The organism is Chryseobacterium sp. GM_Chr_2 (assembly GCF_026540445.1).
In the GTDB taxonomy this organism is placed as follows: Bacteria; Bacteroidota; Bacteroidia; order Flavobacteriales; family Weeksellaceae; genus Chryseobacterium.
Genome location: NZ_JALNUD010000005.1, coordinates 95,348 through 117,273, shown reverse-complemented (window position 1 = coordinate 117,273; position 21,926 = coordinate 95,348). Strand labels below are relative to the sequence as shown.

The 21,926-nt window shown below is 34.2% G+C and carries 21 protein-coding genes; 15 read left to right on the top strand and 6 right to left on the bottom strand.

Annotation, left to right across the window (positions count from 1 at the left end):
* Positions 1 to 41 precede the first annotated feature (41 nt).
* Positions 42 to 386, bottom strand: coding sequence for a helix-turn-helix domain-containing protein (locus OXQ85_RS09865; protein WP_267404071.1), 345 nt, complete (start codon positions 384 to 386; stop codon positions 42 to 44).
* Between the two features lie 18 nt (positions 387 to 404).
* Positions 405 to 830 carry a transposase gene (locus tag OXQ85_RS09860; RefSeq protein WP_267404070.1) on the bottom strand — a complete coding sequence of 142 codons (426 nt, stop codon included), beginning with the start codon at positions 828 to 830 and terminating at the stop codon, positions 405 to 407.
* Positions 831 to 1,448: 618 nt separating this feature from the next.
* Here OXQ85_RS09860 and OXQ85_RS09855 point away from each other — a divergent pair.
* Positions 1,449 to 2,975 carry a SulP family inorganic anion transporter gene (locus OXQ85_RS09855; RefSeq protein WP_267404069.1) on the top strand — a complete coding sequence of 509 codons (1,527 nt, stop codon included), beginning with the start codon at positions 1,449 to 1,451 and terminating at the stop codon, positions 2,973 to 2,975.
* 239 nt (positions 2,976 to 3,214) lie between these two features.
* Here the strand turns inward: OXQ85_RS09855 and fusA are convergent, their stop codons facing one another.
* A complete protein-coding gene (fusA, locus tag OXQ85_RS09850; RefSeq protein ID WP_267404067.1) occupies positions 3,215 to 5,281 on the bottom strand; it encodes an elongation factor G in 2,067 nt (688 codons plus the stop codon).
* A 720-nt stretch (positions 5,282 to 6,001) separates the two neighbouring features.
* Between fusA and OXQ85_RS09845 the strand changes: the two genes are divergently transcribed.
* The 7 genes from OXQ85_RS09845 to OXQ85_RS09815 all read left to right on the top strand — a co-directional run bounded on the left by OXQ85_RS09845 (position 6,002) and on the right by OXQ85_RS09815 (position 12,102).
* Positions 6,002 to 6,670, top strand: coding sequence for an HAD family hydrolase (locus OXQ85_RS09845; protein WP_267404065.1), 669 nt, complete (start codon positions 6,002 to 6,004; stop codon positions 6,668 to 6,670).
* Positions 6,671 to 6,679: 9 nt separating this feature from the next.
* Positions 6,680 to 7,504, top strand: a complete 825-nt coding sequence (locus tag OXQ85_RS09840) for a phosphoribosyltransferase family protein (RefSeq protein WP_267404063.1) — start codon at positions 6,680 to 6,682, stop codon at positions 7,502 to 7,504.
* Positions 7,494 to 8,048: a TerD family protein gene (locus OXQ85_RS09835; protein ID WP_267404061.1), complete on the top strand. Its 555-nt coding sequence runs from the start codon at positions 7,494 to 7,496 to the stop codon at positions 8,046 to 8,048. The genes OXQ85_RS09840 and OXQ85_RS09835 overlap by 11 nt, the downstream gene beginning before the upstream one ends.
* Positions 8,049 to 8,054: 6 nt before the next feature.
* Positions 8,055 to 9,224, top strand: a complete 1,170-nt coding sequence (locus OXQ85_RS09830; RefSeq protein ID WP_267404059.1) for a toxic anion resistance protein — start codon at positions 8,055 to 8,057, stop codon at positions 9,222 to 9,224.
* 164 nt (positions 9,225 to 9,388) lie between these two features.
* A complete protein-coding gene (locus OXQ85_RS09825) occupies positions 9,389 to 10,189 on the top strand; it encodes a hypothetical protein (RefSeq protein ID WP_267404057.1) in 801 nt (266 codons plus the stop codon).
* A gap of 85 nt (positions 10,190 to 10,274) precedes the next feature.
* A complete protein-coding gene (locus tag OXQ85_RS09820) occupies positions 10,275 to 10,886 on the top strand; it encodes a TerD family protein (protein WP_267404055.1) in 612 nt (203 codons plus the stop codon).
* A gap of 172 nt (positions 10,887 to 11,058) precedes the next feature.
* Positions 11,059 to 12,102, top strand: coding sequence for a TerC/Alx family metal homeostasis membrane protein (locus tag OXQ85_RS09815; protein WP_267404054.1), 1,044 nt, complete (start codon positions 11,059 to 11,061; stop codon positions 12,100 to 12,102).
* A gap of 29 nt (positions 12,103 to 12,131) precedes the next feature.
* Here OXQ85_RS09815 and OXQ85_RS09810 read toward each other — a convergent pair whose 3' ends face one another.
* Positions 12,132 to 12,293, bottom strand: a complete 162-nt coding sequence (locus OXQ85_RS09810; RefSeq protein ID WP_267404052.1) for a hypothetical protein — start codon at positions 12,291 to 12,293, stop codon at positions 12,132 to 12,134.
* 177 nt (positions 12,294 to 12,470) lie between these two features.
* Positions 12,471 to 13,469 (bottom strand): catalase, encoded by a 999-nt coding sequence (locus tag OXQ85_RS09805; protein ID WP_267404050.1) that lies wholly within the window; start codon positions 13,467 to 13,469, stop codon positions 12,471 to 12,473.
* Between the two features lie 227 nt (positions 13,470 to 13,696).
* Here OXQ85_RS09805 and OXQ85_RS09800 point away from each other — a divergent pair, with 227 nt between their 5' ends.
* The 5 genes from OXQ85_RS09800 to OXQ85_RS09780 all read left to right on the top strand — a co-directional run bounded on the left by OXQ85_RS09800 (position 13,697) and on the right by OXQ85_RS09780 (position 17,595).
* The gene (locus OXQ85_RS09800) at positions 13,697 to 14,131 is read left to right on the top strand and encodes an FKBP-type peptidyl-prolyl cis-trans isomerase (protein WP_267404048.1); all 435 of its coding nucleotides are present in this window, start codon (positions 13,697 to 13,699) and stop codon (positions 14,129 to 14,131) included.
* Positions 14,132 to 14,265: 134 nt separating this feature from the next.
* Complete coding sequence (locus tag OXQ85_RS09795; RefSeq protein WP_267404047.1) at positions 14,266 to 15,216, top strand: hypothetical protein; 951 nt, start codon at positions 14,266 to 14,268, stop codon at positions 15,214 to 15,216.
* A gap of 65 nt (positions 15,217 to 15,281) precedes the next feature.
* The gene (locus OXQ85_RS09790) at positions 15,282 to 15,692 is read left to right on the top strand and encodes an Rrf2 family transcriptional regulator (RefSeq protein ID WP_267404045.1); all 411 of its coding nucleotides are present in this window, start codon (positions 15,282 to 15,284) and stop codon (positions 15,690 to 15,692) included.
* Between the two features lie 58 nt (positions 15,693 to 15,750).
* The gene (locus tag OXQ85_RS09785; protein WP_267404043.1) at positions 15,751 to 16,401 is read left to right on the top strand and encodes an NAD(P)H-binding protein; all 651 of its coding nucleotides are present in this window, start codon (positions 15,751 to 15,753) and stop codon (positions 16,399 to 16,401) included.
* 21 nt (positions 16,402 to 16,422) lie between these two features.
* Positions 16,423 to 17,595: an MBL fold metallo-hydrolase gene (locus OXQ85_RS09780; RefSeq protein WP_267404041.1), complete on the top strand. Its 1,173-nt coding sequence runs from the start codon at positions 16,423 to 16,425 to the stop codon at positions 17,593 to 17,595.
* 76 nt (positions 17,596 to 17,671) lie between these two features.
* On the opposite strand, the gene OXQ85_RS09775 is transcribed toward OXQ85_RS09780, so the two are convergent.
* The gene (locus OXQ85_RS09775; protein WP_267404039.1) at positions 17,672 to 18,700 is read right to left on the bottom strand and encodes a M23 family metallopeptidase; all 1,029 of its coding nucleotides are present in this window, start codon (positions 18,698 to 18,700) and stop codon (positions 17,672 to 17,674) included.
* 225 nt (positions 18,701 to 18,925) lie between these two features.
* On the opposite strand from OXQ85_RS09775, the gene OXQ85_RS09770 reads away from it, so the two are divergent.
* Both OXQ85_RS09770 and mqo read left to right on the top strand, forming a co-directional pair.
* Entirely contained in the window at positions 18,926 to 19,966 is a 1,041-nt protein-coding gene (locus OXQ85_RS09770; RefSeq protein ID WP_267404037.1) for an NAD(P)H-dependent glycerol-3-phosphate dehydrogenase, read from the top strand.
* 397 nt (positions 19,967 to 20,363) lie between these two features.
* Positions 20,364 to 21,869, top strand: a complete 1,506-nt coding sequence (gene mqo, locus OXQ85_RS09765; RefSeq protein ID WP_267404035.1) for a malate dehydrogenase (quinone) — start codon at positions 20,364 to 20,366, stop codon at positions 21,867 to 21,869.
* Positions 21,870 to 21,926 lie beyond the last annotated feature (57 nt).

Below are 21,926 nucleotides of genomic sequence, written 5' to 3'. Positions count from 1 at the left end.
ATAACATACTTTTTCAATTAAAATAAAAAACCGATAAATTACTATTTATCGGCTGTTATTTTTTCCAGATCCTCTTCAAATGTTTTTTTCCATTTGGCGATTGTAGTTCTGCTTATTTTATATTTTTTAGACATATAACTTGTTGAAAAACCGTGCTTATGCTGATATTCAAGCAGTTTTAACATCGTTTTTTTGTCATACGTTTTTAGCTTTTGATTGTCTCTTTGGCTTTCCTTAGATTGTGTGAATATCTTCTCATTAAAATTCAGTACATCTTCCGTTGTATTTAATTTTTTGAGGAGTTCTTTAATCTTTGGGTCTTTCAGCTTATCCGGGTATTCCAGCTTAAGCATGTCATGATAAATTTTGGTGTAATTGGGTCTCATATCCTAGCTGTGTGTGTTCTATTCTACATCATTTCTTTTCTGCAACCATCTGTGTAATGTGCTTTTAGGGATAGAATATTCCTTAATGACCTCACCTTGAGTCATCTCTCCGGATAAAATTCTTTTCATAATAAAATCCTTAATTTCCTGCGTATAAATATTCTTTCTGAAATAAGGAATTTTTTCAGATTTCTGAGGGTTTTTGTGTACCGCAGAAGGCGGAGCATAAAGAATAAGGTGAGAACTGTAAAGTCTGAAAAAATCATACTCTAATAGTTTACAGAATCTCAGCAGAATTTCTGTATCGATAGATTTGCTTTTGTAAACATTTTCAATAAATTCTTCATCTTTATTTAAAAAATTACATATTCTTTCAATAGTAATTTCTTTTTCGTCTACTCGCTCTTTTATAAAATGTCCTATATGTATCTCTTTGTATAGCATTGTGTATGTAATGTTTATCATTAAACAATATACATTAGATCAATAGGTAAGCCAATCTGTTTTATTCAGATAAAAGTCTTTCTTCCTTTATTGTTGATATAAAGAAAAATTAGAATTATGATTTATTTTATTCAGTGTAATGTATAATGATTAGATATGATAATATATCCAAAGAATTACTCTTAAATACATCCTAAGAGTCCTATTCGTATTGTCGTGAGCGATCATCCTTTCATTTAATCTCGTAAAATTTCATATTTCCAAACTCTTCCCCATAAGTCTGAATTACATCTTACCTATTAAAGCTCTCTCATGTATCTTATATAATTTTTAGTTGTTAATTTTTCCCTTTAATACTGTGATTGCAGCAATTTATTTTTTCCGTCAAGATTTTATTGATAAAAATTAACCAACATTTGTTCTTCAAATATAAAAAATCCTAATTAATAACTACAAAAAAATATATTAAAAAAAACGTTAAAATTAATATTATGTTAAAAAATATACAATAAATGGACGTTTGTGTGAAATAAAATATAGCTTTTGTGGTATTAAATAAGAAAATTTATTTTGTGTAAATTATTTTAAACTCTCTACATTTGTGCTTCAGTTTTACACATGAAATTATTCGACTTTTCTCAGAAAATTAATTATAAAAACGAGTTGTTGGCAGGGCTTACCGTGGCAATGACCATGATTCCGGAGTCGCTTTCTTTTGCTATTTTGGCAGGGCTTTCTCCATTAACAGGGCTTTATGCTGCCTTCATGATGGGATTGGTGACTGCAATTTTCGGCGGACGTCCCGGAATGGTTTCCGGTGGAGCAGGAGCGACCATCGTTGTTTTAATTGCTTTAATTAAAACTCACGGAATAGAATATCTTTTCGCAACTGTTATTCTTGCAGGTATTTTTCAGATGTTGGTGGGAATTTTTAAACTCGGAAAATTCGTAAGATTAATTCCACAACCTGTAATGTATGGTTTTCTGAATGGTTTGGCTGTCATTATTTTTATGGCTCAGGTTGAACAATTTAAAATAACCGATGCAAACGGAGTGACAAGTTGGCTTCAAGGTACAACCTTATATATAATGTCGGGGTTGGTTGCTTTAACCATCGCGATTGTTTACTCTTTTCCTAAAATTACAAAAGTAGTTCCGGCTTCTTTAGTTGCTATTTTAATAGTTTTTGGAATCGTTTTAGGTTTCGGAATTCATACAAAAACCGTTGCAGACATCGCTCACATTAGCGGAAGTCTTCCAAGTTTTCATATTCCAAGTATTCCTTTTTCATTGGAAACTTTACAAATTATTTTTCCTTATGCCTTAATTATGGCTGGAGTTGGCTTGATTGAATCATTATTAACATTATCAATGGTTGATGAAATTACCAACTCTAAAGGAAGTGCCAATAAAGAATCTGTTGCTCAGGGTTTAGCAAATATTACCAATGGTTTCTTCGGTGGAATGGGAGGTTGTGCGATGGTTGCGCAAACTTTGGTCAACTTAAATGCGGGTTCAAGAGCCAGACTTTCAGGAATTATTGCATCCATTACCATTTTAATTATCATTTTAGTCGGAGCTCCATTTATCGAAAGAATTCCGATGGCAGCTTTGGTTGGTGTAATGATGATGGTTGCCATCAGTACTTTTCAGTGGGTTTCGATTAGAATTGTCAATAAAATGCCGAAATCCGATATTTTTGTTGGAATGACGGTGGCTTTAATTACGATTGTTCTTCACAATTTAGCGTTGGCAGTTTTGGTTGGAGTGATAATTTCAGCCTTGGTTTTTGCGTGGGATAATGCGAAAAGAATTCGAGCTAGGAAATATATCGACGAAAATGGTGTTAAATATTACGAAATTTTCGGCCCTTTATTCTTCGGCTCTGTTACAACATTTACAGATAAGTTCGATCCTGCAAACGATCCGAATGAAGTGGTTATTGATTTCAAAGAAAGCCGAATTGTAGACATGAGCGCCATCGATGCTTTGGACAAACTATCAAAAAAATACAGTCAACTCAATAAAAAACTTCATTTAAAACATCTTAGCGAAGATTGCATCAAAGTGCTGAAAAATGCAGAAGCCGTTATCGAAGTCAATATCCAGGATGACCCGACGTATAAAGTGATGCCGGAAAGGTAGGAGAGCTTTTAGGGTTTGAAAGTAGGAGAGTTTTGAAGGATGAATTAGGTTAGAGTCCTGAAGGGACGATTTAGGATAGAATCGTATGTAATGCGATTAAAAACAAGGTCATATTAATCGTCTTAGAAAATCAGCGCAATCCGCAAAATCAGCGCGAGAAAAATTTCCAATTTACCATTGACAATTCACTTCCATAACCCAAACAAGGACTGCAAAATAAAATTTACAGCCCTCGTTCTTTAGGTTACTAATGTATTTGCAATGAAATCAGGCACCAAAGCATAGTGCGATAATTTCATGCTGATCGAAGCTCTACCGCTCGTCAACGTTCTCAGATCAGAAATATATCCAAAAGTAGAAGCCAAAGGAACTTCCGCTGTGAAGATTTTTCTTCCTGATTTTTCATTAATCGAAGTGATCATTCCTCTTCGTTTGTTGATATCCGCCGTCACAACGCCCGTATAATCTTCAATGGTTTGAATTTCAACTTTCATAATGGGTTCCATTAATTTAGGTTTACAAGATTTTCCTATTTCTTTGAAACCATCTCTTGCTGCCATTTCAAAATCAAAGGCATGAGAATCAACTTGATGAACGGATCCGTCCAGAAGCGTAACTTTCATACTTTCCAAAGGATTTCCACTCAAAGCTCCGTTTTCCATCGCTTCTCTGAAGCCTTTTTCAACAGACGGAATAAATTCACTCGGAATCACACCACCTTTGATTTGATTAATGAACTCCAAACCCATTTCATTATCTTCTCGAGGTCCAATTTCAAACGTGATGTCGGCAAATTGTCCGCTTCCACCGTTTTGTTTGGAAAGTTTTTCTCGATGCCTTTTAGTTTCCGTTAAAATTTCCTTGTACGAAACTTTAGGTTTTCCCTGATTGATTTCAATTCCATGATTCAATCGAATCTTTTCCAACGTCACTTCAAGATGCAATTCTCCCAAACCACTCAATAAAGTTTCCCTTTTCTGTTTGTCTCTTTCAACAACCAATGAAGGATCTTCTTCCTGAATTTTTGCTAAAACCAATCCGAAAGATTTTTCATCAGCATTCGTTTTTGGCTCAATCGAAACACGAATAACCGGAGCAGGAATTGTAATGGCTTCAAGCAAAATAGATTGTTCAACACATGATAAAGAATCTCCCGTTTTCGCATCTTTTATTCCAGTTAAAGCAACGATATCTCCCGCTTTTCCTTCCTCAATAGTTAAAATCTTGTCAGATTGCATCTGCAAAATCCTCGATATCCTGAAACTTTCACCCGTTTTTACATTCTGAACAGTATCGCCAGATTTTATTTTTCCGGAATAAATTCTAAGCATCGCCAATTTACCCATGTGTTTATCAATGATAACTTTGAAAACCAATCCTGAAAAAGTTTCTTTTTCATTCCTCTGCAATTCAATTGTTTCTTCAGTTTTCGCATTTTTTCCTTTAACAGAAGGCAATTGATTCGGAGCTGGAAGATAATTAACGATCGCATCTAGCAAAGGCTGAACGCCTTTGTTCTTAAAAGCAGAACCGCATACAACGGGAACCAAACTCCTTGCCTGACAAGTTCTTTGAATTGCTTCAAAAATCATTTCCTCAGAAATTTTATTCTCAGAATTCATAAAAGTTTCAAAGAAAATTTCGTCACATTCTGCCAATGTTTCCATTAGCTTTAATCTGAATTCATCAGCTTCAGCTTGGTAATTTTCAGGAATTTCCTTCTCAATAATGGTTTCTCCGTTTTCATCGATCCAATACAAAGCTTTTTGTTTGATTAAATCGATAACGCCTTCAAATTGATCTTCAGAACCAATCGGAATTTGCAAAGCCAAAGGAACTGCATTCAGTTTGGTTTTAATTTCATTCACAACAGCGAAGAAATCGGCTCCGATTCTGTCCATTTTGTTGATGAAACAAATCTTTGAAATTCCATGTTTTTCAGCTTGGAACCAGACATTTTCCGTTTGTGGCTGAACTCCTGAAGAAGCACAGAAAACCGGGACAACGCTGTCTAAAACTCGTAATGAACGTTCAACTTCCACCGCAAAATCAATGTGTCCCGGAGTGTCGATAATATTGATATTGAAAATGTTATTATCCTTTTTCCATTGCGTGGAAATTGCTGCAGATGAAATGGTAATTCCTCGGTTTTTCTCCTGAATGTCTTTATCCATCGTAGTATTTCCATCGTCTACGTTTCCAATTTTGTGGATCATTCCAGTGTAATAAAGCAATCTTTCTGTTAAAGTCGTTTTTCCTGCATCGAGGTGTGCTATGATACCTATATTTCGTGTGTTGTATTTCATTTTGTTTAATTTAAATTGTTGATTTTTAAAGTGTATTCTGAATTTTAGGCATAAAAATTCCTTGTCCTTACGTTTCGTTTTTGTAAGAAATTGAATTTTATTTTCGTGAAAAATATCAGATAACCTTTTCGAATAATTGAAAAGCTGAAAGTAGGGTAGCAAAAAAGACCTATCTGAACAGATAGGCCTTCATTATATTTTTATTTTATAAGGTCGATCGTTATTCAGATAAATATTTAGTGCTACCAAAGTACACAGCTCTGATAGGATTGCTTAAAGAAATTATATTTATCATTTTTGTTGACATTGTTGATTGTTAATCGGTTGCGAAATTAGAAAAAATATTTTAACAGCAAAAACTTTTTTTGATTTTTTTCAAAGGACAAAAAATTGACAAATATTGAATTGCTACATTCGTTCAGCAAATGATATCAGAAAATCTTGGCTGAGTGAAACGCCTTTGCGAACGAAAAATATACATAATGATTTTCAAGAAAACCTTTGCGATCTTTGCGTTAAAAAAATGATTGGTATTGAGTTCAAATTAGAATAAATTATAAAAATATCTTAAAACACAGAACTACATTTCTACATTAATTTAAAAATTCTATCTTTGGAAAGAATTGAAATGATTCGGCTAAAAAAACTAACGATGAAAAACTTGAAATCAATTAAATCTTTTTCAAGAAAAAGCTAAATAAAAATTTTAACTTATAAGGTTTGAAAACAGATATAGACATCCACAATCACTCACATTTTTCTTTTGATTTGTGGCTTACTTTAATAAAATCTCACCCTGAATTTAAAGCAAAAAGAGTTGAGCTTTTTTCCTCGTTTTTTAATGTGGAAAAACCGATTGATGAAGTTGCGAAAACGGTAAAATATTATGACGATTTGTGTAATACCATTAATGAAGTAATTGGTGGGAATGTAGACACTTTCGAAATTTATTTATTGATTTTAAATGCTCTGAATGTAAATGTAAAACAATTGAATAAAGATGTTTTAAGCGAATTTTATCAAAAAAGTGAAGATCTTTTTTTAGAATATAGCCCTGTTGTGATATTTGAAAATATTCATGATTTTTTTGATGAAATTAAAAATCAAGGAAAAACGATAAATATTCTAAGCAATACAGGATTTATAAAAGGAAAAACGATGCGCAAATTCCTTATTAATGAGAATCTGGATCAATACATCGATTTTCATATTTATTCTGATGAAATTAATTGCTCAAAGCCGAATCCTCAGATATTTCAGGAAGTGAAAAATTTAATTAAAAATCAGGATTTAAGTTTAAATCAAATTTTGCACATCGGCGATAATCCGATTGCAGATTATAAAGGGGCAAAAGATTTTGGTTTCAATGCACATTTATTAAAACACTAATTATAAAAGATGAATAAAAGATATAGTTTACATCACATTCATTCGGCGGATGAATTTACATTTTCGCCCGCAGAATACAGCTATTTTAAGTACGGAGATAGGTCGTTTGCACAAAAATTTGCAAAGGAATTGTTTACTGGGTTTATTGCTTCTCATGAAGAAATTCTGAACACAGATCAGCAGATCGTTGTGTTGCCAAGTCCTTACATGGCGATTCCGACGGCTTCTAATTTCCTGTGTTTTTACTTTAAAAAGCATCTTGATTTTTATCTTTTTCAGAAAGGAAAAAAATCAAGCATTTTATCAAAAATCAATAGAAATCATACCTATACAACAGATTACGGAAATCTAAGCTTTGAAGATCGTAAAAATCTGATAGCCAATGATACTTATTATCTGGATAAGGATTTTCTTAAAGGAAAACTTTGTATTTTTATAGATGATATTAAAATAACGGGAAGTCATGAGTTTACCGTGAATAAAATTTTGAATGAATATAATGTAGAAGGTGATTTTTTATTCATGTATTATGCTGAACTGATGAATTTTGAGCTGGATCCAAAGATTGAAAATTTCTTCAATTATTATGCGGTGAAAAACGTAGAACACATTGCAGAAGTAATGTTGAAACCAAGTTTTCAGTTCAATACAAGGATTGTAAAATATATTTTGGGCTTAGATTCAAGTAATTTTGATTATCTTACGTCTAAAGTAAAAAAAGAACAGATGGATGATTTGCTGGAACAGGCAATCAGTAATAATTACCATCTCATAAAAGAATTTGAAAATAATATAAACACTTTAACGCAAACAGAACTAAATTATGGCTATTAACTTACAGAAAGGACAGAGAGAAAATATAAATGCACCAAAATTCACTGTAGGATTGGGTTGGGACACCAACAATACTTCTACGGGAACGGGTTTCGATTTAGACGCATCTTTATTTTTGTTGGGAGAAAATAAAAAGTTAATTTCAGATAATCACTTTATTTTTTACAACAATTTGGAGTCTCCGGATAAAGCGGTAGTTCACTCTGGTGATAACTTAACAGGTGACGGAGCTGGAGATGATGAGCAAATTAAAATCGATTTAACTAAAATTGATGATGCTGTAAAAGAAATCACTGTTGTTGTTACCATTCATGATGCAGATGCAAGAAGACAGAACTTTGGGCAGGTGAGAAATTCTTTCATCAGAATTTTCAATACAGATACGAACGAAGAAATTTTAAAATACGAACTAGACGAAGATTTTTCTATTGAAACCGCTGTAGAATTCGGAAGAATTTATAACAGAAACGGAGAGTGGAAATTTGAAGCAGTAGGTGCGGGGCAAAGAGAAGGTCTTGAAAAATTTGTATCAATCTATCAATAATTTATTATGGACAATCAAGAAAATCAACCTATAGATCCACTTGGATCAATCGAGCCTCTAAAGACGTTTGAACCAACTCCGATGACTCCTCCGACACCCGCGACGCCAAGTATGGCTCCGGCTCCGGTGATAGATAGAGACGGAAACGTAAATTTAAAGCAGTTGCAGTCTGAAGAGCGTAGAAAATATGAAGTTCTTGCCGATTCTATTGATGAAACCAATCCAGGATCGATCGTTAATTTTGGAGCAGAGCTTCAGAGAACGTTATCGAACCAGAGTGATAGTTTCTTAGGAAATGTAAGAAGATCAAATTCCGGTGAAGTTGGAGAATTGATTAATAATTTATTGATCGAGCTAAATTATGTAGATGTTGAAGAATTAAATCAGAATAAATTCAAAAGTTTTTTAAGCAAATTACCTTTCATGAAAAGTGTAATGACGCAGATTGAGAATTTATTTGCCAAATATGATAAAATTATCAACAATATTGATCAGATCTCTTATAAAGTAAATGCTGGAATCATTACTTCAACGAAAGATAATGCAGTTTTACAAACGATTTTTGAAAGTAATATTAATGCCATCAAGCAAATTGAAGAACTGGTAATTGTCGGAAATCTAAGAATAGAAAGAGCCGGCGCCGAGCTAACCCACATGGAGGCTAATACGCAGGAGTTTCAGGATTATCAAATTGCGGATAAAAGAGATTTTATCGCGAGATTAGACCGAAGATTGGCAGATCTTAAAGTGGTTCGTTTAATTATGATGCAGTCTCTTCCGCAGATCAGATTGGTTCAGAATAACAACGTTTCGATTGCTGAAAAAGCTCAAACGATCTTAACAACAACGTTGCCACTTTGGAAAAACCAACTTTCTTTAGCCGTTGCGATGTACAGACAACAGCAAAGTATTGAAATTCAACAAAAAGTTTCTGCGACAACGGAAGATATTTTGAGAAAAAATGCCGAGCGTTTAGGTCAGAATTCAGTGAATGTGGCAAGAGCCAACGAGCAAACGATTGTATCTGTTGAAACATTGAGAGAAACGACTTCGAAGTTGATCAATACATTAAATGAAGTAAAACAAATCCAGAAACAAGGTGCAGAAGGAAGAAGAAAGCTGGATCAGGATTTGATGACTTTAGAGCACGAATTAAAAGCAAACGTAAGAGGATAAGAGCATAGAAAAAGGTGAATGATGATGCTGTAAACATACTATCTCAGAGCAATAGAAGATTAACAAAGCTTAAACTTCTGTGTAATTTTTTTGAAAATGTTGATATAATTTCAATTTATATAAAAACCGATATTATACACAATCTTTTTCGGGAAAATACGGGATTGGATTACAGTAAACTCGAACTTTTTCACTTGCAATATACCGATAGCCTGATCGAACTTCTGACTAAAATTAAAAGGCAAAAGGAAAACGATCTCTTGGTTATCATTAATGAAATTGATATTAATAACAAGTACATTTCGGGGTTTGAAGATAGACGTGTTGATAGTTTTGAAACAGACCGGAGAATGTACAGCGGAGTTTTTTCTAATCAGCTGAAAAGCCTTTACAAAGATCTTACGGAAGATAAATTCCGTCTGAATTGGGATAATGTGCTGTATTTTAATAAAAGATATGCCACAGAATTTTACAGAAATGATGTGGATGAAGAATTGTTAAAGTCGGATACTTTTCCTGCTTATCGATACCTTGAGTATGAGATCGAAAGAAAATTATTGGGAAGACTTAATATTCAGGATTTTAAAGCTCGTTTTGTCTGCGGATATGTGATTTCCGGAAATCAATATGAGTTGTTTAAAATTTTCCAGTCGGATGACCATTTTATTTTTGATGTTGAAGGTAAAAAAATGTACCTGGTCGATTCAAAAAAACTGGAAAAGCTGGATATATCGCCCAATGAATCTAATCAGGGATCTATTGTGGATCAGTTGAAAAAGAAAAATGAGCAGTTGGAAGAAAATATCAACCAAAGAAAAAGAACATTGCCGGAGCAGGTAACCTCTGTTTTGAAAGATTATATCCAAAATTTAGAAAGCATTGATATCATGAGCAAAATTTTTGACATCAATGAAGAAACGAATATTCTGCGTGCAATGTTGAATTTAAATTTAAATAATAATTAAAAAAACAAAGAATACTGAAAACCGTAGAATTTAAATACGGGAATTCTGTTTCTTTGCTAAAAAACAATAAACTAAACATAAAAAGATGGCTATCAATTTACAAAAAGGTCAAAGAATTAACCTTACGAAGGAAAATGGTACAACGCTTACTCAGGCTTGTGTTGGGATCAACTGGGGGGCTATTGAGAAAAAAGGATTTTTCGGTGGAGTAACTCGAGAGGCAGTTGATTTAGACGGAAGCTGTATTTTATACGATTCTAATAAAAATGCGACTGAAGTGATCTATTTCGGAAACCTGAAATCTAAAAACGGAGCTGTAAAGCACAGTGGCGATGATTTAACAGGTGACGTGAATGGAAACGACGGTCTTGACAATGAAGTAATCACTGTAGATTTCAGTAATTTGGATTCAAATGTTGAGCACGTTGCTTTGGTTTTGAACAGCTATAAAGGTCAGGATTTCGGAACAATTCCTTTTGCTTCAATCAGAATTTACGAAGGAACTCCTACGAATGTAAGAGAAGTTTTCGCTAAATATGATATTGCTAATGATGCTTCGTTCAGAGGTCATGTGGCGATGGTAATGGGTGTTTTCTACAAAAGAAACAACGAGTGGAAATTCAATGCGATTGGAGATCCAACAGCAGACAGAAAATTGCAGGAAACCATTGAAACGGTAAAGCAGAAATATCTATAAAATTGGTATTCATTAGGAACGGGCTTTAGCCCGTTTAATGAAAAGGTAAGTTTCTAATCCGGCTTTAGCCAAAACTTATTTTAAAATATTGAATTTTAAGACAATAAATTTAAATGGCAATACTTGTATTCGTACAACTATTGCTTTTATCATATAAAAAGCACATTAAAAAGTGGACAAACATCAAAGTATTATAGATCTTCATCCTGGGTTGGTTTGGGGATTTGCGGTAACGGTAGTTATCATGTTGCTCCTTGACTTAGGGGTTTTCAACAAAAAAAGTCATGAGGTTTCTTCCAAAGAAGCTACCATCTGGTCAGTTGTTTGGATCTCGCTGTCTATGGTATTTTCGGGAGTGGTGTATTGGGTTTTCAATACAGACGGAACGCTGGAAAGTCATGCTATGGCAGTAGAGAAATTCACACAATATCAGGCAGCTTATTGGGTTGAAAAGGCTCTTTCGGTAGATAATTTATTTGTATTCATCTTAGTTTTCGGATTCTTTAAAGTACCGAAATACCTTCACCATAAAGTTCTTTTTTGGGGAATTATCGGAGCATTGATTTTCAGAGCGATCTTCATTTTTGCTGGAGTTGGATTAATTAATTTGACGTATTTGCCTGAAATGAATATTTTCGGACAGGCCGTTCAGATCAATATTGTAATGGTACTTTTCGGATTATTCCTTGTCTATGCCGGGATCAAATCTTGGGGAGATGGTGGCGATGATGAAGACGAAGATTACAGCAATACTGCCGGAGCTAAACTGATCAAAAGATTCTGGAAAGTTTCTGATAATTATGCTGGAGATAAATTCTTCACCGTTCAAAACGGAATTAAAATGGCAACTCCACTTTTGGTAGTTGTGGCGGTAATCGAGTTTACAGACGTATTGTTTGCGGTAGATTCTATTCCGGCGATCTTTGCGATTTCAGATGACCCTTTTATCCTTTACACCTCGAATATTTTCGCAATTTTAGGATTAAGATCATTATATTTCCTTTTGGCAAACTTCATACACATGTTCAGCAAACTGCCTTACGGATTGGCAATTATCTTGTCTTTTATTGGAGTTAAAATGCTAATTGCACCGTGGATTCACATTTCATCACCGGTTTCATTAGGAATTGTAGGTGGGGTATTGGTGATCTCAGTAATTTTATCAATCATTTTCCCTGATAAAGAGGAAGAAGAGAAAGAAAAAATTGAAAAATAATACCAACTATCTTTAGATATAGAAAAGCTTTACATTGTGTAGAGCTTTTTTTGTTTGAAGCTTTTTCCCGCTTTCCACTGTATCTTTTGGGTTACGGCTTCTGCTTCGCTCCAGCCGCAACCCAAAAGGATGTCGTTCCAATCGGGGCTAGGGTAGAAGTCAATCATTTTAGTATTTGAAAATATGTTCAAAGTTTATCATTCTGAAAATAATCTAAACAGATTAAGATAATTAGTGTTTAGATGCTTTCAGCATGACAAATTAGAGGGATATATGAAATACTTTTTGAATTAAAATATTCTTAATAATTTCAAATTCATTATTCACTTGCAAAGCAAAATTCGCCATTGACTATTCAACCATAAAAACTACTTATATTTCAATAGTTTATTAATTTTTTGACGGGTTTGCAACGAAACCTTATACGCTTCATCTCTCAATTTTTGGATCTTTCCAACAGGCTGAAAATAATATTTACTTTCGAAAGGATTAAAAGACAGCAATTCATTTTCACAAGCCGTTGGATTTTGCAAAGAACCTTTTTCAATTTTTACTTCTCCAATTTTGATGAAAGGCGAGTTTTTCCATTCAACATTTAACCTGTTAATAGGTTGATGTTTTAGATCGTAACAAATTTGAATTAAAACATCGGCGTAAAAATCATTTTCATTAAAATAACGATTCAAAGCATCTTTGGGTTTCTTTTTTTTATCGAAATTTTTATCAACCGATTTAGGTTGAAGTTTTATTTTCATCATATTTTCTCCCAAACGGTAAGCCCCAACCGAATGATAATCGAATGATAAAATAAAATCATTTCTTTTAGCGAAAAGCTTAAAACCGTTTTTTAAGAACGAACCTGTAAAAGTGGAAGGTATCACTTTTAAAATCTGAAGCATCAACGAAAAAGAACTCCATTTTTTAATATAAAATCGATTCACAGAGGTAAATAATTTCAAAAAAGTAATTACGGAATTGATCGGAAACAAAGGAAAGTTCACCAAAGGATAATTGGCGAGTAGATCTCCATTTTCATCTTTTATCTTCACCGAAAATCCGTAGGCGGGAACATCTTTTTTGCTATCATTAATTTTCAATTGCGCATTCGAAAAACGAATCATCAGCTCATATTTTTCCTTATCAAAGAAAGGCTGAAGCTCTTCAGGTACATTCTTATCAATAATGAATTCTCCTTTTGCTACGGCATAGGTTTTTGCATGGGCATTTCGGGTGGCGTAATTTACATCGCTTACGGTTGATGACTGTTCAACAAAGTCGGCAATACTTTTTTTATTGATCTCAAGCAGTTCCTTTTCTTCGTCGGTTAGCTTGTCGTATTTCTTATTATATTTTAATGGACTTGGCATTTAGTTTTTAAATTCAATTATAACGCCAAGTTTCGACAAAGATGTTAACCCAGTATTAAAGATATTTGAACTTTTTCAAAAAGTAAGTTTTATGTTTAAGGTTGGTGGTTTAATGTGTTGAAAAATAGTTATTTAATATATTTTTATTTTATGATTATAAAAGAAACCTCCATTTTCCAACTCCCATCTTCCGACACAAAAAACTATCTTTGCAAAAATATTTAATTATGGGAGTAGCAGATATGTTATTTAAACGTAAAAAAGAATTGGCAGAGAAAAACCTGAAAGACGGTCAGGAATATATGGCAGAATACGGAAAAAGAGAATCTGTAGTTGAGCTGCCAAGCGGTTTGCAATATGAAATCATCACAGAAGGCGACGGCGAAAAACCGGGACCAAAATCTACCGTAAAATGTCATTATCATGGGACAACAATTACTGGAAAAGTATTTGATAGCTCTGTAAAAAGAGGTACTCCGGCTTCATTTCCTTTGAATAAAGTAATTAAAGGTTGGACGGAAGCTCTTCAGTTGATGCCTGTTGGAAGCAAATGGAGATTAATTCTTCCTCCGCATTTGGCTTACGGAGATCAGCAGATCAGCAAAGAAATCGGGCCAAACAGTACGCTTATTTTCGAAGTTGAATTGTTGGATATCAAATAGTATATCCTTAAAAATAGCTTAAAAATCTACTTGACATTCAGGTAGATTTTTTTATTTGTATTATCTTAGTGTTTAGTAATGATTGCAGATTTGTTTGCAGTTTTAAAGCTTTACACAAATAAAAATACAACCAAATGAAAAATTTATTCTATCTCCTTGCTGCTTTTAGCATGCTTACGTCCTGTGTTTCCAGAAAAAATCAGGTCATTAAGCAAAATATTCTTACTCTTAAAGACAGCTATTGTAAAGCGCCTTTTCAGTATAATTATACCAATAAAGTTCCTTCTTATAATTCAGATTCTATTATTGCTGCCAATAAAGAACTGAAACCGATGTTTTCAGATCAAAGTATTTTAATTTTAAATGCTTTGGATAATCTGGATGAAGTTCATGATATTATCGAGCTTAAAAAAAATACGTCTTTAGACGCTCAGGTTAAAGTTTTACAATTAAAAGGAAAGATTAATAGTAAAATTACCATTGCTTTAACTGAATTAGATGCTGTTGCTGCCGAATTTGACTGTGAAGGTGAAAGAGTAGCGCAGATCGGAAGTTATGTTGATAATCTGAACGATTCCAGAAATAATAAGCTTATTTTATATTCAATTATTACCGGAGCAGCCGCTTCAATCGCCGGAGGTATTGTGAAAGACAACGGCTGGAGCAATGCGATCGATATTGGTGGGGGTATTTTAGGAGCCGGATTTGGTTTGGCGACATTAAATCCTAAAGGTCAAAAAGTTGAATTTATTCATCAGAGAAATCTGTTAAGAGATATTTGGACAGAGAAACTAAAGGCTGCCAATTTTCCGCCGTTTGTTTGGTATATGTACACAGAGAAAAAGTTTTCAAACAAAGAAAAACATTCAATTATTGGAAGCATGAGAGAAAGATGGCTGCATTATCAGTTTGAAGATAACAAAGCGGATGCAGATCAATCGGTTATTTTCAGTGATGGAGGTTATTACAGAGCAGATGATTTGCACAATCGGGAAGCTATGTTGAATCAAATGCAGTCGGCAACGAGAACAATTAATCAGAATATCAATTATTTACTCTTAGATTTGGATCGATTAATTCTTTAAGAAAATTTTAAATGTAATATTTTTTGTTACAATTAAAATATATATATCTTTGTACTGTAATTAAAATGAACAACACAAGATTTGCTACGGCAATACATATTATGATTTTATTGGCTAAAAGCCCTCAAGAATGGTTAAATTCTGAGTGGCTGGCGGGTAGCATCAATATCAATTCGGTTGTTGTTCGTAAAGAAATTATTGTGTTGAAAGAAGCCGGTTTAATTGTCAGCCGCCAGGGAAAAGAGGGAGGAAGCCAGCTTTCGAGAAAAGCAGAATCTATTACCATCTCTGAAATTTATTCAGCGGTAAAAAATACGGAGCTTTTAGGAAAGAAAAATCAAAATCCTAATCCGATTTGTGCTGTGGGAAGAGATATTAACAATCATTTGGATCATTTATTTACAGAAACTGATCGATTGGTTTTAAACTTTTTAGGAGATAAAACACTTCAGGAGTTTAGTGATCAGTTCGAATAAAAAATTTGATTCAAAATGTAACAAAAATTATTACAATTTAATTTAAAAATAAAATATTATGAAAAAAGTAGCAGTAATTGGTGCGACAGGTTTTGTGGGAACACAAGTGGTAAACGAATTGGTAAACAGAGGATATGAAGTGGAAGCGATTGTAAGAGATGCTTCAAAAGTCCAGCAAAATGAAAAAATAACCGCTAAAAGTGTTGATGTAAATAATGTAAGCGAATTGGCAGATGCTTTAAAAGGAAATGATGCGGTAATCAGCTCTTTCAATGCAGGTTGGACAAACCCAAACTTGTATGAAGACTTTTTAAATGGTTCTGTAAACATTGAAAAGGCAGTTGAAGAATCGGGCGTGAAGAGATTTATTACCGTTGGTGGAGCGGGAAGCCTTTTCATCGATGGAAATCAGTTGGTAGATGGACCAGATTTTCCTGCAGAAATTAAACCAGGAGCAACAGCTGCAAGAGATTATCTAAATAAAATTAAAGAAAATACAGTATTGGACTGGACATTCTTTAGTCCGGCTATCGAAATGCATCAGGGGACTGCAGGAGTGAGAACTGGAAAATACAGAACAGCTTTGGAAAATCCAGTGTTCAATGAAGAAGGAAGAAGCGTACTTTCTGTAGAAGATGTTGCAGTTGTTTTGGTAGATGAATTAGAGCAGAATAATCATATCCGCGAACGTTTCACCGCTGCTTATTAATTGTAATTAAAATTTTCATTGATGTTTAAAAAGAAGTTTTTAACAATAATTGCTGTTTTGAGTGTAAGTTTTGCTTGGGCGGGAAATTTAAAGATAGAAGTTTTCAATCCGGGATCTAAAGCTATTTTTCCGATAACTTCCACTATTGTTTATGGAGATAAAGATGCGATGTTGGTGGATGCTCAGTTTGAAAAGCAATATGCAGAAGCGCTGGTAAAAGAAATTAAAGCTACAGGTAAAAATCTGAAAACGGTTTTTATTTCTCACAGTGATCCTGATTTTTATTTTGGATTGGATGTGATTAAAAAAGCTTTTCCCAATGTGAAAATTATTTCGACGGCACAAACGGCGTATTTAATTTCAAGGTCTAAAGATGGAAAATTAGCAGTTTGGGGCCCAAAATTGAAAAATGATGCGCCTTCTGAAATTATTATTCCTGAAGCAGTTTCTGAAATTCCTGATCTGGAAGGAAACAAAATTGAGATCAAAGACAATATCGATGATCCTGCCCATAGTTTTTTGTGGATTCCTTCCATTAAAACTATTCTTGGCGGTATTTCGGTGACCGTGGAATCTCATATCTGGATGGCTGACACTCAAAATAAGGCTGCAATCGATCAATGGATTGCTAAAATAGATGCCATGAAAGCTCTGAATCCTCAACAGGTTGTGCCTTCGCATTATGCAAAGCTGGATCTTTCACCAAAATCATTGGATCTTGTTAAAAACTATCTTGAAAACTTTAAAAAAGCGGTTACAGAATATAAAACTTCAGATGCCATAGTAAACTATATGATTAAGCAGTACCCAACTCTTCCCGGAAAAGATGAATTGGAAATGGGCGTGAAAGTTTTCTTGGGAGAAATGAACTGGGATTTGAAATCTCCTTATCCTGCCATCGGTAGAAAAGTTTTGGTGGATTTTAATGAAACGAAATTTATTGAAGAATACAAGGATAATAAGACGATGACTTTTGTTCAGGCAGAAGGAAAATCAAAAGGAGATACAGACACTGTGCAATATTCTGTGGTTGAGGTAGCTAAAAATGTTTTTCTGGTTTATTGGCATGAACCTAAAAACGGATACAATATAACGCACATCGAAGATTATAATAAAAATATTGTGTACTCTAATTTTACAGCAAAAGATGGAAGTTTAGTTCATCTTGAAGGTAAATTGAGCTTTTTGAAATAACGAATTGCTAGTGCTAAAAATAAGTCTGGGCGGAACCAAAGGTTCCGCCCAGACTTTTATATAACATTAAAATCTTTTACAAATTCATGAATAACTTCGGATTAACCGGAGTATTATTTTTGTGTACTTCATAATGAAGATGAGGTCCTGTAGAACGTCCGGAATTTCCTGATTTTGCAATCACTTGGCCTACTTTTACCTTATCATTTACCTTTGCAACCAATTGAGATAAGTGACCGTAAAGCGTTGCCAAACCGTTTCCGTGAGAAACAATCACACAATTTCCATAACCACCTTTCTGTCCGGAAAAGATTACTTTTCCTGCAGCGGTTGCTACAACATCCGAGCCATACGCAACAGCAATATCCAATCCTTTATGGAACTGCATTTGGTCTGCTTCAGCCGGAGGATTATTTTTTTCAGGAGTCGTTGTTTTAGTGTTTGAATTAGAAGCGATAGCTTTTGTTGATGAAATAGCTGCTGGAGAAGGAGCGGCAGGCGTTGCTTTCGGAGTTACCATTACTTTTACTTCTCTCTTATTTCCGTAACTGTCTGTCAGTTCAATGATTTTTTCTACAGGTTCTGCTTTCACTTCAGGAGCGGCAGCTGCTGCAATAGGTTTCGAGTCTGTTTTAGACGGTGATTTTACCGAAGCATACACTGTTTTAAAAGGAATCGGATTTTTTCTGATTCCGAAGTTGGATGAAATATAGCCGTCAGTAGGCATTCCTAGGGGAACTTCCTGAAGCTTTTTCTGTAAATCCATTAAATATTGGCTGTATCGGTTCGATTGTTTTGCCAGATATACAGAGTTGGAAATACTATCTTTACTCAATGCCATCAATCTTTCGCTCGGCACATCTTTAGACTTTAAAAATGAGTTAAGCTGAGCAACAGTTTGATCTACAATACTCAGGTCAGTTTTCATTTTCAGGTAATCTACGCTGTCTTTTTGGGTGTTGATCTTCACAAGATTCACCTCGTAGGTCTTGTCATCTTTTTGAGAGAATAACTTAACAATAAAAATGGCTTGTGCAAAAACTACTAATAAAAGCCCTCCTAAAAGGAAATTTACGTTTTTCTTGCTGCTTAGAAATTTCTTCATTTTCCTGCTCTTAGAATTAAAAAAACGGTTTTAAGCTTGCAAATTTAATTAAAAATAACTTTTTGATGTTATTCTTAACATACTTTTATTTTTATCTGTAATAAACGGCGATTAATGTATTTAATTGTGTTGAAGTGTTAATTTTTTCTAAAAATGGGTTTTATCATGCCTTCAAAAGTACTGTTCAACCTTTGTTTTAATATATTTGCAAATCACATTTCAGTTATGGCGAAAAAGAAAACAAATTCGGAAACTTCAAATTCAAAAAAGAATAAAAAAGACATTTCCGTTGGCGTAGTAGGAAGCGGAAGTTTTGCAACGGCTATTGTAAAAATGCTCGTAGAAAATTGCAAAGTGGTGCATTGGTGCGTAAGAAATGAGTTTGTAAAAGGAGCAATCGAGCTTCGTGGTCACAACCCGACGTATCTTACAGCTGTTAATTTTAATCTTAAAAGTTTAAAGCTTACGACAGATATCAACGAGTTGGTTTCGGCTTGTGATGTTATTGTTTTGGCAACTCCATCTATTTATTTATCAGATACATTAGATAAAATGAGTTGTGAATATAGCGACAAGATTTTCGTTTCTGCGATCAAGGGAATTATCCCTAAAGTGAACGATGTGGTTGCTCATTATTTAAGAGACGAATTTAAAATCGGTTTCAGAAATCAGGCGGTGATTGCAGGGCCTTGTCATGCTGAAGAGGTTGCAATGGAAAGACTTTCTTACCTTACAGTTGCCACAGTGGAAGAGGAGGTTTCAGCTAAATTGGTTGATATTTTTAATTCTGATTTTATTAAAATGCATTCCAGTAAAGATATTTTAGGAAACGAGTACAGTGCGATTCTTAAGAATATTTTCGCTATCGGAGCGGGTATTGCAAGCGGTTTGGGTTATGGAGATAACTTTACTGCAGTTTTTGTTTCCAATGCTATTCGTGAAATGGAAACTTTCCTGGAAGCTATTTATGAAGCACCGCGAGACGTGAATGAAAGTGCTTATTTAGGCGATTTATTGGTAACGGCGTATTCGCTTTTCTCCCGAAACAGAAATTTAGGAAACCTTATCGGAAAAGGATATACCGTAAAATCTGCCATTCAGTCTATGAATATGGTAGCAGAAGGATATTACGCAGCCGATTCCATTTATAAAACATCAAAATTGAAAGGATTAAAACTCCCAATTGTTGATACCATTTACAGTATTTTGTATGAAGGTAAAAATGCTGAAAAACAGTTCAAAAAGTTAACGACAAAACTTAACTAAATTATATTTTCAAACATTTCGACTTTGAGCAAGACTGATTTTTAATAATTAAAACTGTTCCGAGCCGAAGTGTTTTTTTTCTGATATTATTTCAATCAAAAAGTGAAATTTCATTCCTTTTTAGAAAAAAGTGGAGCCAATCCGTGGAATACTCGGAAAATAAAAATTTTAAAACCATTAAGATTTATATTGAAAAGCTCAAGTTTTTCTCATCCTTAATCTTAGCCTCTACCTCCTATTAAAATTTATCTTTTCGATAGCACTTCATTTATATTTTCCATCATATTTTCTTCTCTATCAACTAATTTGTTTTTTTCTAAAAAATTACGTGCTAAATCGTATAATCAAGCTTTAATTGTTAAAATTTTTCCCGAAATTTGTTGTAAAATTTAGAATTATGCCACAAACGCTTATTAGCAGAACACCGAAGCCAAAATACGACGTTGTACTGATAGGTGGCGGAATTATGAGCGCCACTTTAGCAACTTTGCTTCATGAGTTTGATCCTAACCTTGAAATTGCCATTTTTGAAAGGCTGGGACGATTCGCCAAAGAAAGTACCGCAGCATGGAATAATGCAGGAACAGGACATTCTGCTTTTTGCGAACTAAATTATACCCCAGAACAGCCAGACGGAAGCATCGATATTTCAAAAGCAGAAAGTATTGCTGAACAATTTGAAATTTCTAAGCAGTTTTGGGCTTATCTTGTGGATAAAGGATATGTGGATACACCTAAAGATTTCATTAATTCTTGCGCACACATGAGCTTGGTGTTTGGTGAAAAAGACGCTGAATATCTGAAAAAACGTCACGATAAATTATCAGAATCTGCTTTGTTCAAAGGAATGGAGTTTTCAACCGATCATGATAAACTGAGAGAATGGATTCCATTGGTAATGAGTAAAAGAAATAAATCTGAAGTACTCGCAGCCACAAAAATGGATATGGGAACAGACGTGAATTTCGGAAGCTTAACAAGAAAAATGGGAAGACATTTGATGTTAGGTTCGAATGTTGAGATTTTCCTTTATCATGAAGTAAAAGACATTAATCCTCGTAACGACGGAAAATGGGAGATGAAGGTGAAAGACAGAACTAAAAATCACAAGCAGGAAGTGGTAGCGGATTTTGTATTCATCGGAGCCGGAGGATATGCATTGCCGTTGTTAGACAGTTCGGATATTAAAGAAAGTGAAGGATACGGAGGTTTCCCTGTTTCCGGGCAGTGGTTGGTAACTCATAATCAGGAATTGGTAGAAAAACATCAGGCAAAAGTGTATACACAGGCAACTGTGGACGCGCCGCCAATGTCGGTTCCTCACTTAGATTTAAGAATTATTGATGGTAAAAAAGCACTTCTTTTCGGTCCTTTTGCAGGTTTCTCAACGAAGTTTTTAAAAGAGGGAAGTTATTTAGATTTACCTGAAAGTGTGAATACTAAAAACTTAAGATCTCTTTTTGGAGCTTGGTGGCATAACTTACCATTAACGAAATATCTGATTCAGCAGGTAGCGATGAATAAAGCACAGAGAATTCAGCATTTAAGAGAATTCATTAAAGATGCGAAAGAAGAAGACTGGGAATTAAAAGTTGCCGGACAAAGAGTTCAGATCATTAAAAAAGATGACCAGCTGGGTGGTAAACTTGAATTCGGAACTGAAGTCGTGGTGAATAAAGCAGGAACAATCGCTTCATTATTGGGAGCCTCTCCAGGAGCTTCAACAGCAGTTTATGCTATGTTGAATGTTCTTGAAAAATGTTTCCCTGAAAAAATGGAAGGAGAGTGGAAAGCTAAATTACTGGAAATGGTTCCTTCTTACGGACAGAAATTAGCGCAACATCCGGAACTTACGGACAAATTGAGAGATTATTCGAAAGAAAAATTAGAATTGGAATATTAATCTGATTCATAAATATTTAAAAATGGCTTTGCAGTTTTGTAAAGCCATTTTTGTTTT

What these genes read in the sequence shown, in the direction of transcription:
- OXQ85_RS09865 (WP_267404071.1), bottom strand. Translation starts at nt 386, where the DNA reads ATGAGACCCAATTACACCAAAATTTATCATGACATGCTTAAGCTGGAA.
- OXQ85_RS09860 (WP_267404070.1), bottom strand. Translation starts at nt 830, where the DNA reads ATGCTATACAAAGAGATACATATAGGACATTTTATAAAAGAGCGAGTA.
- OXQ85_RS09855 (WP_267404069.1), top strand. Translation starts at nt 1,449, where the DNA reads ATGAAATTATTCGACTTTTCTCAGAAAATTAATTATAAAAACGAGTTG.
- fusA (WP_267404067.1), bottom strand. Translation starts at nt 5,281, where the DNA reads ATGAAATACAACACACGAAATATAGGTATCATAGCACACCTCGATGCA.
- OXQ85_RS09840 (WP_267404063.1), top strand. Translation starts at nt 6,680, where the DNA reads ATGAATAAAAGATATAGTTTACATCACATTCATTCGGCGGATGAATTT.
- OXQ85_RS09835 (WP_267404061.1), top strand. Translation starts at nt 7,494, where the DNA reads ATGGCTATTAACTTACAGAAAGGACAGAGAGAAAATATAAATGCACCA.
- OXQ85_RS09830 (WP_267404059.1), top strand. Translation starts at nt 8,055, where the DNA reads ATGGACAATCAAGAAAATCAACCTATAGATCCACTTGGATCAATCGAG.
- OXQ85_RS09820 (WP_267404055.1), top strand. Translation starts at nt 10,275, where the DNA reads ATGGCTATCAATTTACAAAAAGGTCAAAGAATTAACCTTACGAAGGAA.
- OXQ85_RS09805 (WP_267404050.1), bottom strand. Translation starts at nt 13,469, where the DNA reads ATGCCAAGTCCATTAAAATATAATAAGAAATACGACAAGCTAACCGAC.
- OXQ85_RS09800 (WP_267404048.1), top strand. Translation starts at nt 13,697, where the DNA reads ATGGGAGTAGCAGATATGTTATTTAAACGTAAAAAAGAATTGGCAGAG.
- OXQ85_RS09795 (WP_267404047.1), top strand. Translation starts at nt 14,266, where the DNA reads ATGAAAAATTTATTCTATCTCCTTGCTGCTTTTAGCATGCTTACGTCC.
- OXQ85_RS09790 (WP_267404045.1), top strand. Translation starts at nt 15,282, where the DNA reads ATGAACAACACAAGATTTGCTACGGCAATACATATTATGATTTTATTG.
- OXQ85_RS09785 (WP_267404043.1), top strand. Translation starts at nt 15,751, where the DNA reads ATGAAAAAAGTAGCAGTAATTGGTGCGACAGGTTTTGTGGGAACACAA.
- OXQ85_RS09780 (WP_267404041.1), top strand. Translation starts at nt 16,423, where the DNA reads ATGTTTAAAAAGAAGTTTTTAACAATAATTGCTGTTTTGAGTGTAAGT.
- OXQ85_RS09775 (WP_267404039.1), bottom strand. Translation starts at nt 18,700, where the DNA reads ATGAAGAAATTTCTAAGCAGCAAGAAAAACGTAAATTTCCTTTTAGGA.
- OXQ85_RS09770 (WP_267404037.1), top strand. Translation starts at nt 18,926, where the DNA reads ATGGCGAAAAAGAAAACAAATTCGGAAACTTCAAATTCAAAAAAGAAT.
- mqo (WP_267404035.1), top strand. Translation starts at nt 20,364, where the DNA reads ATGCCACAAACGCTTATTAGCAGAACACCGAAGCCAAAATACGACGTT.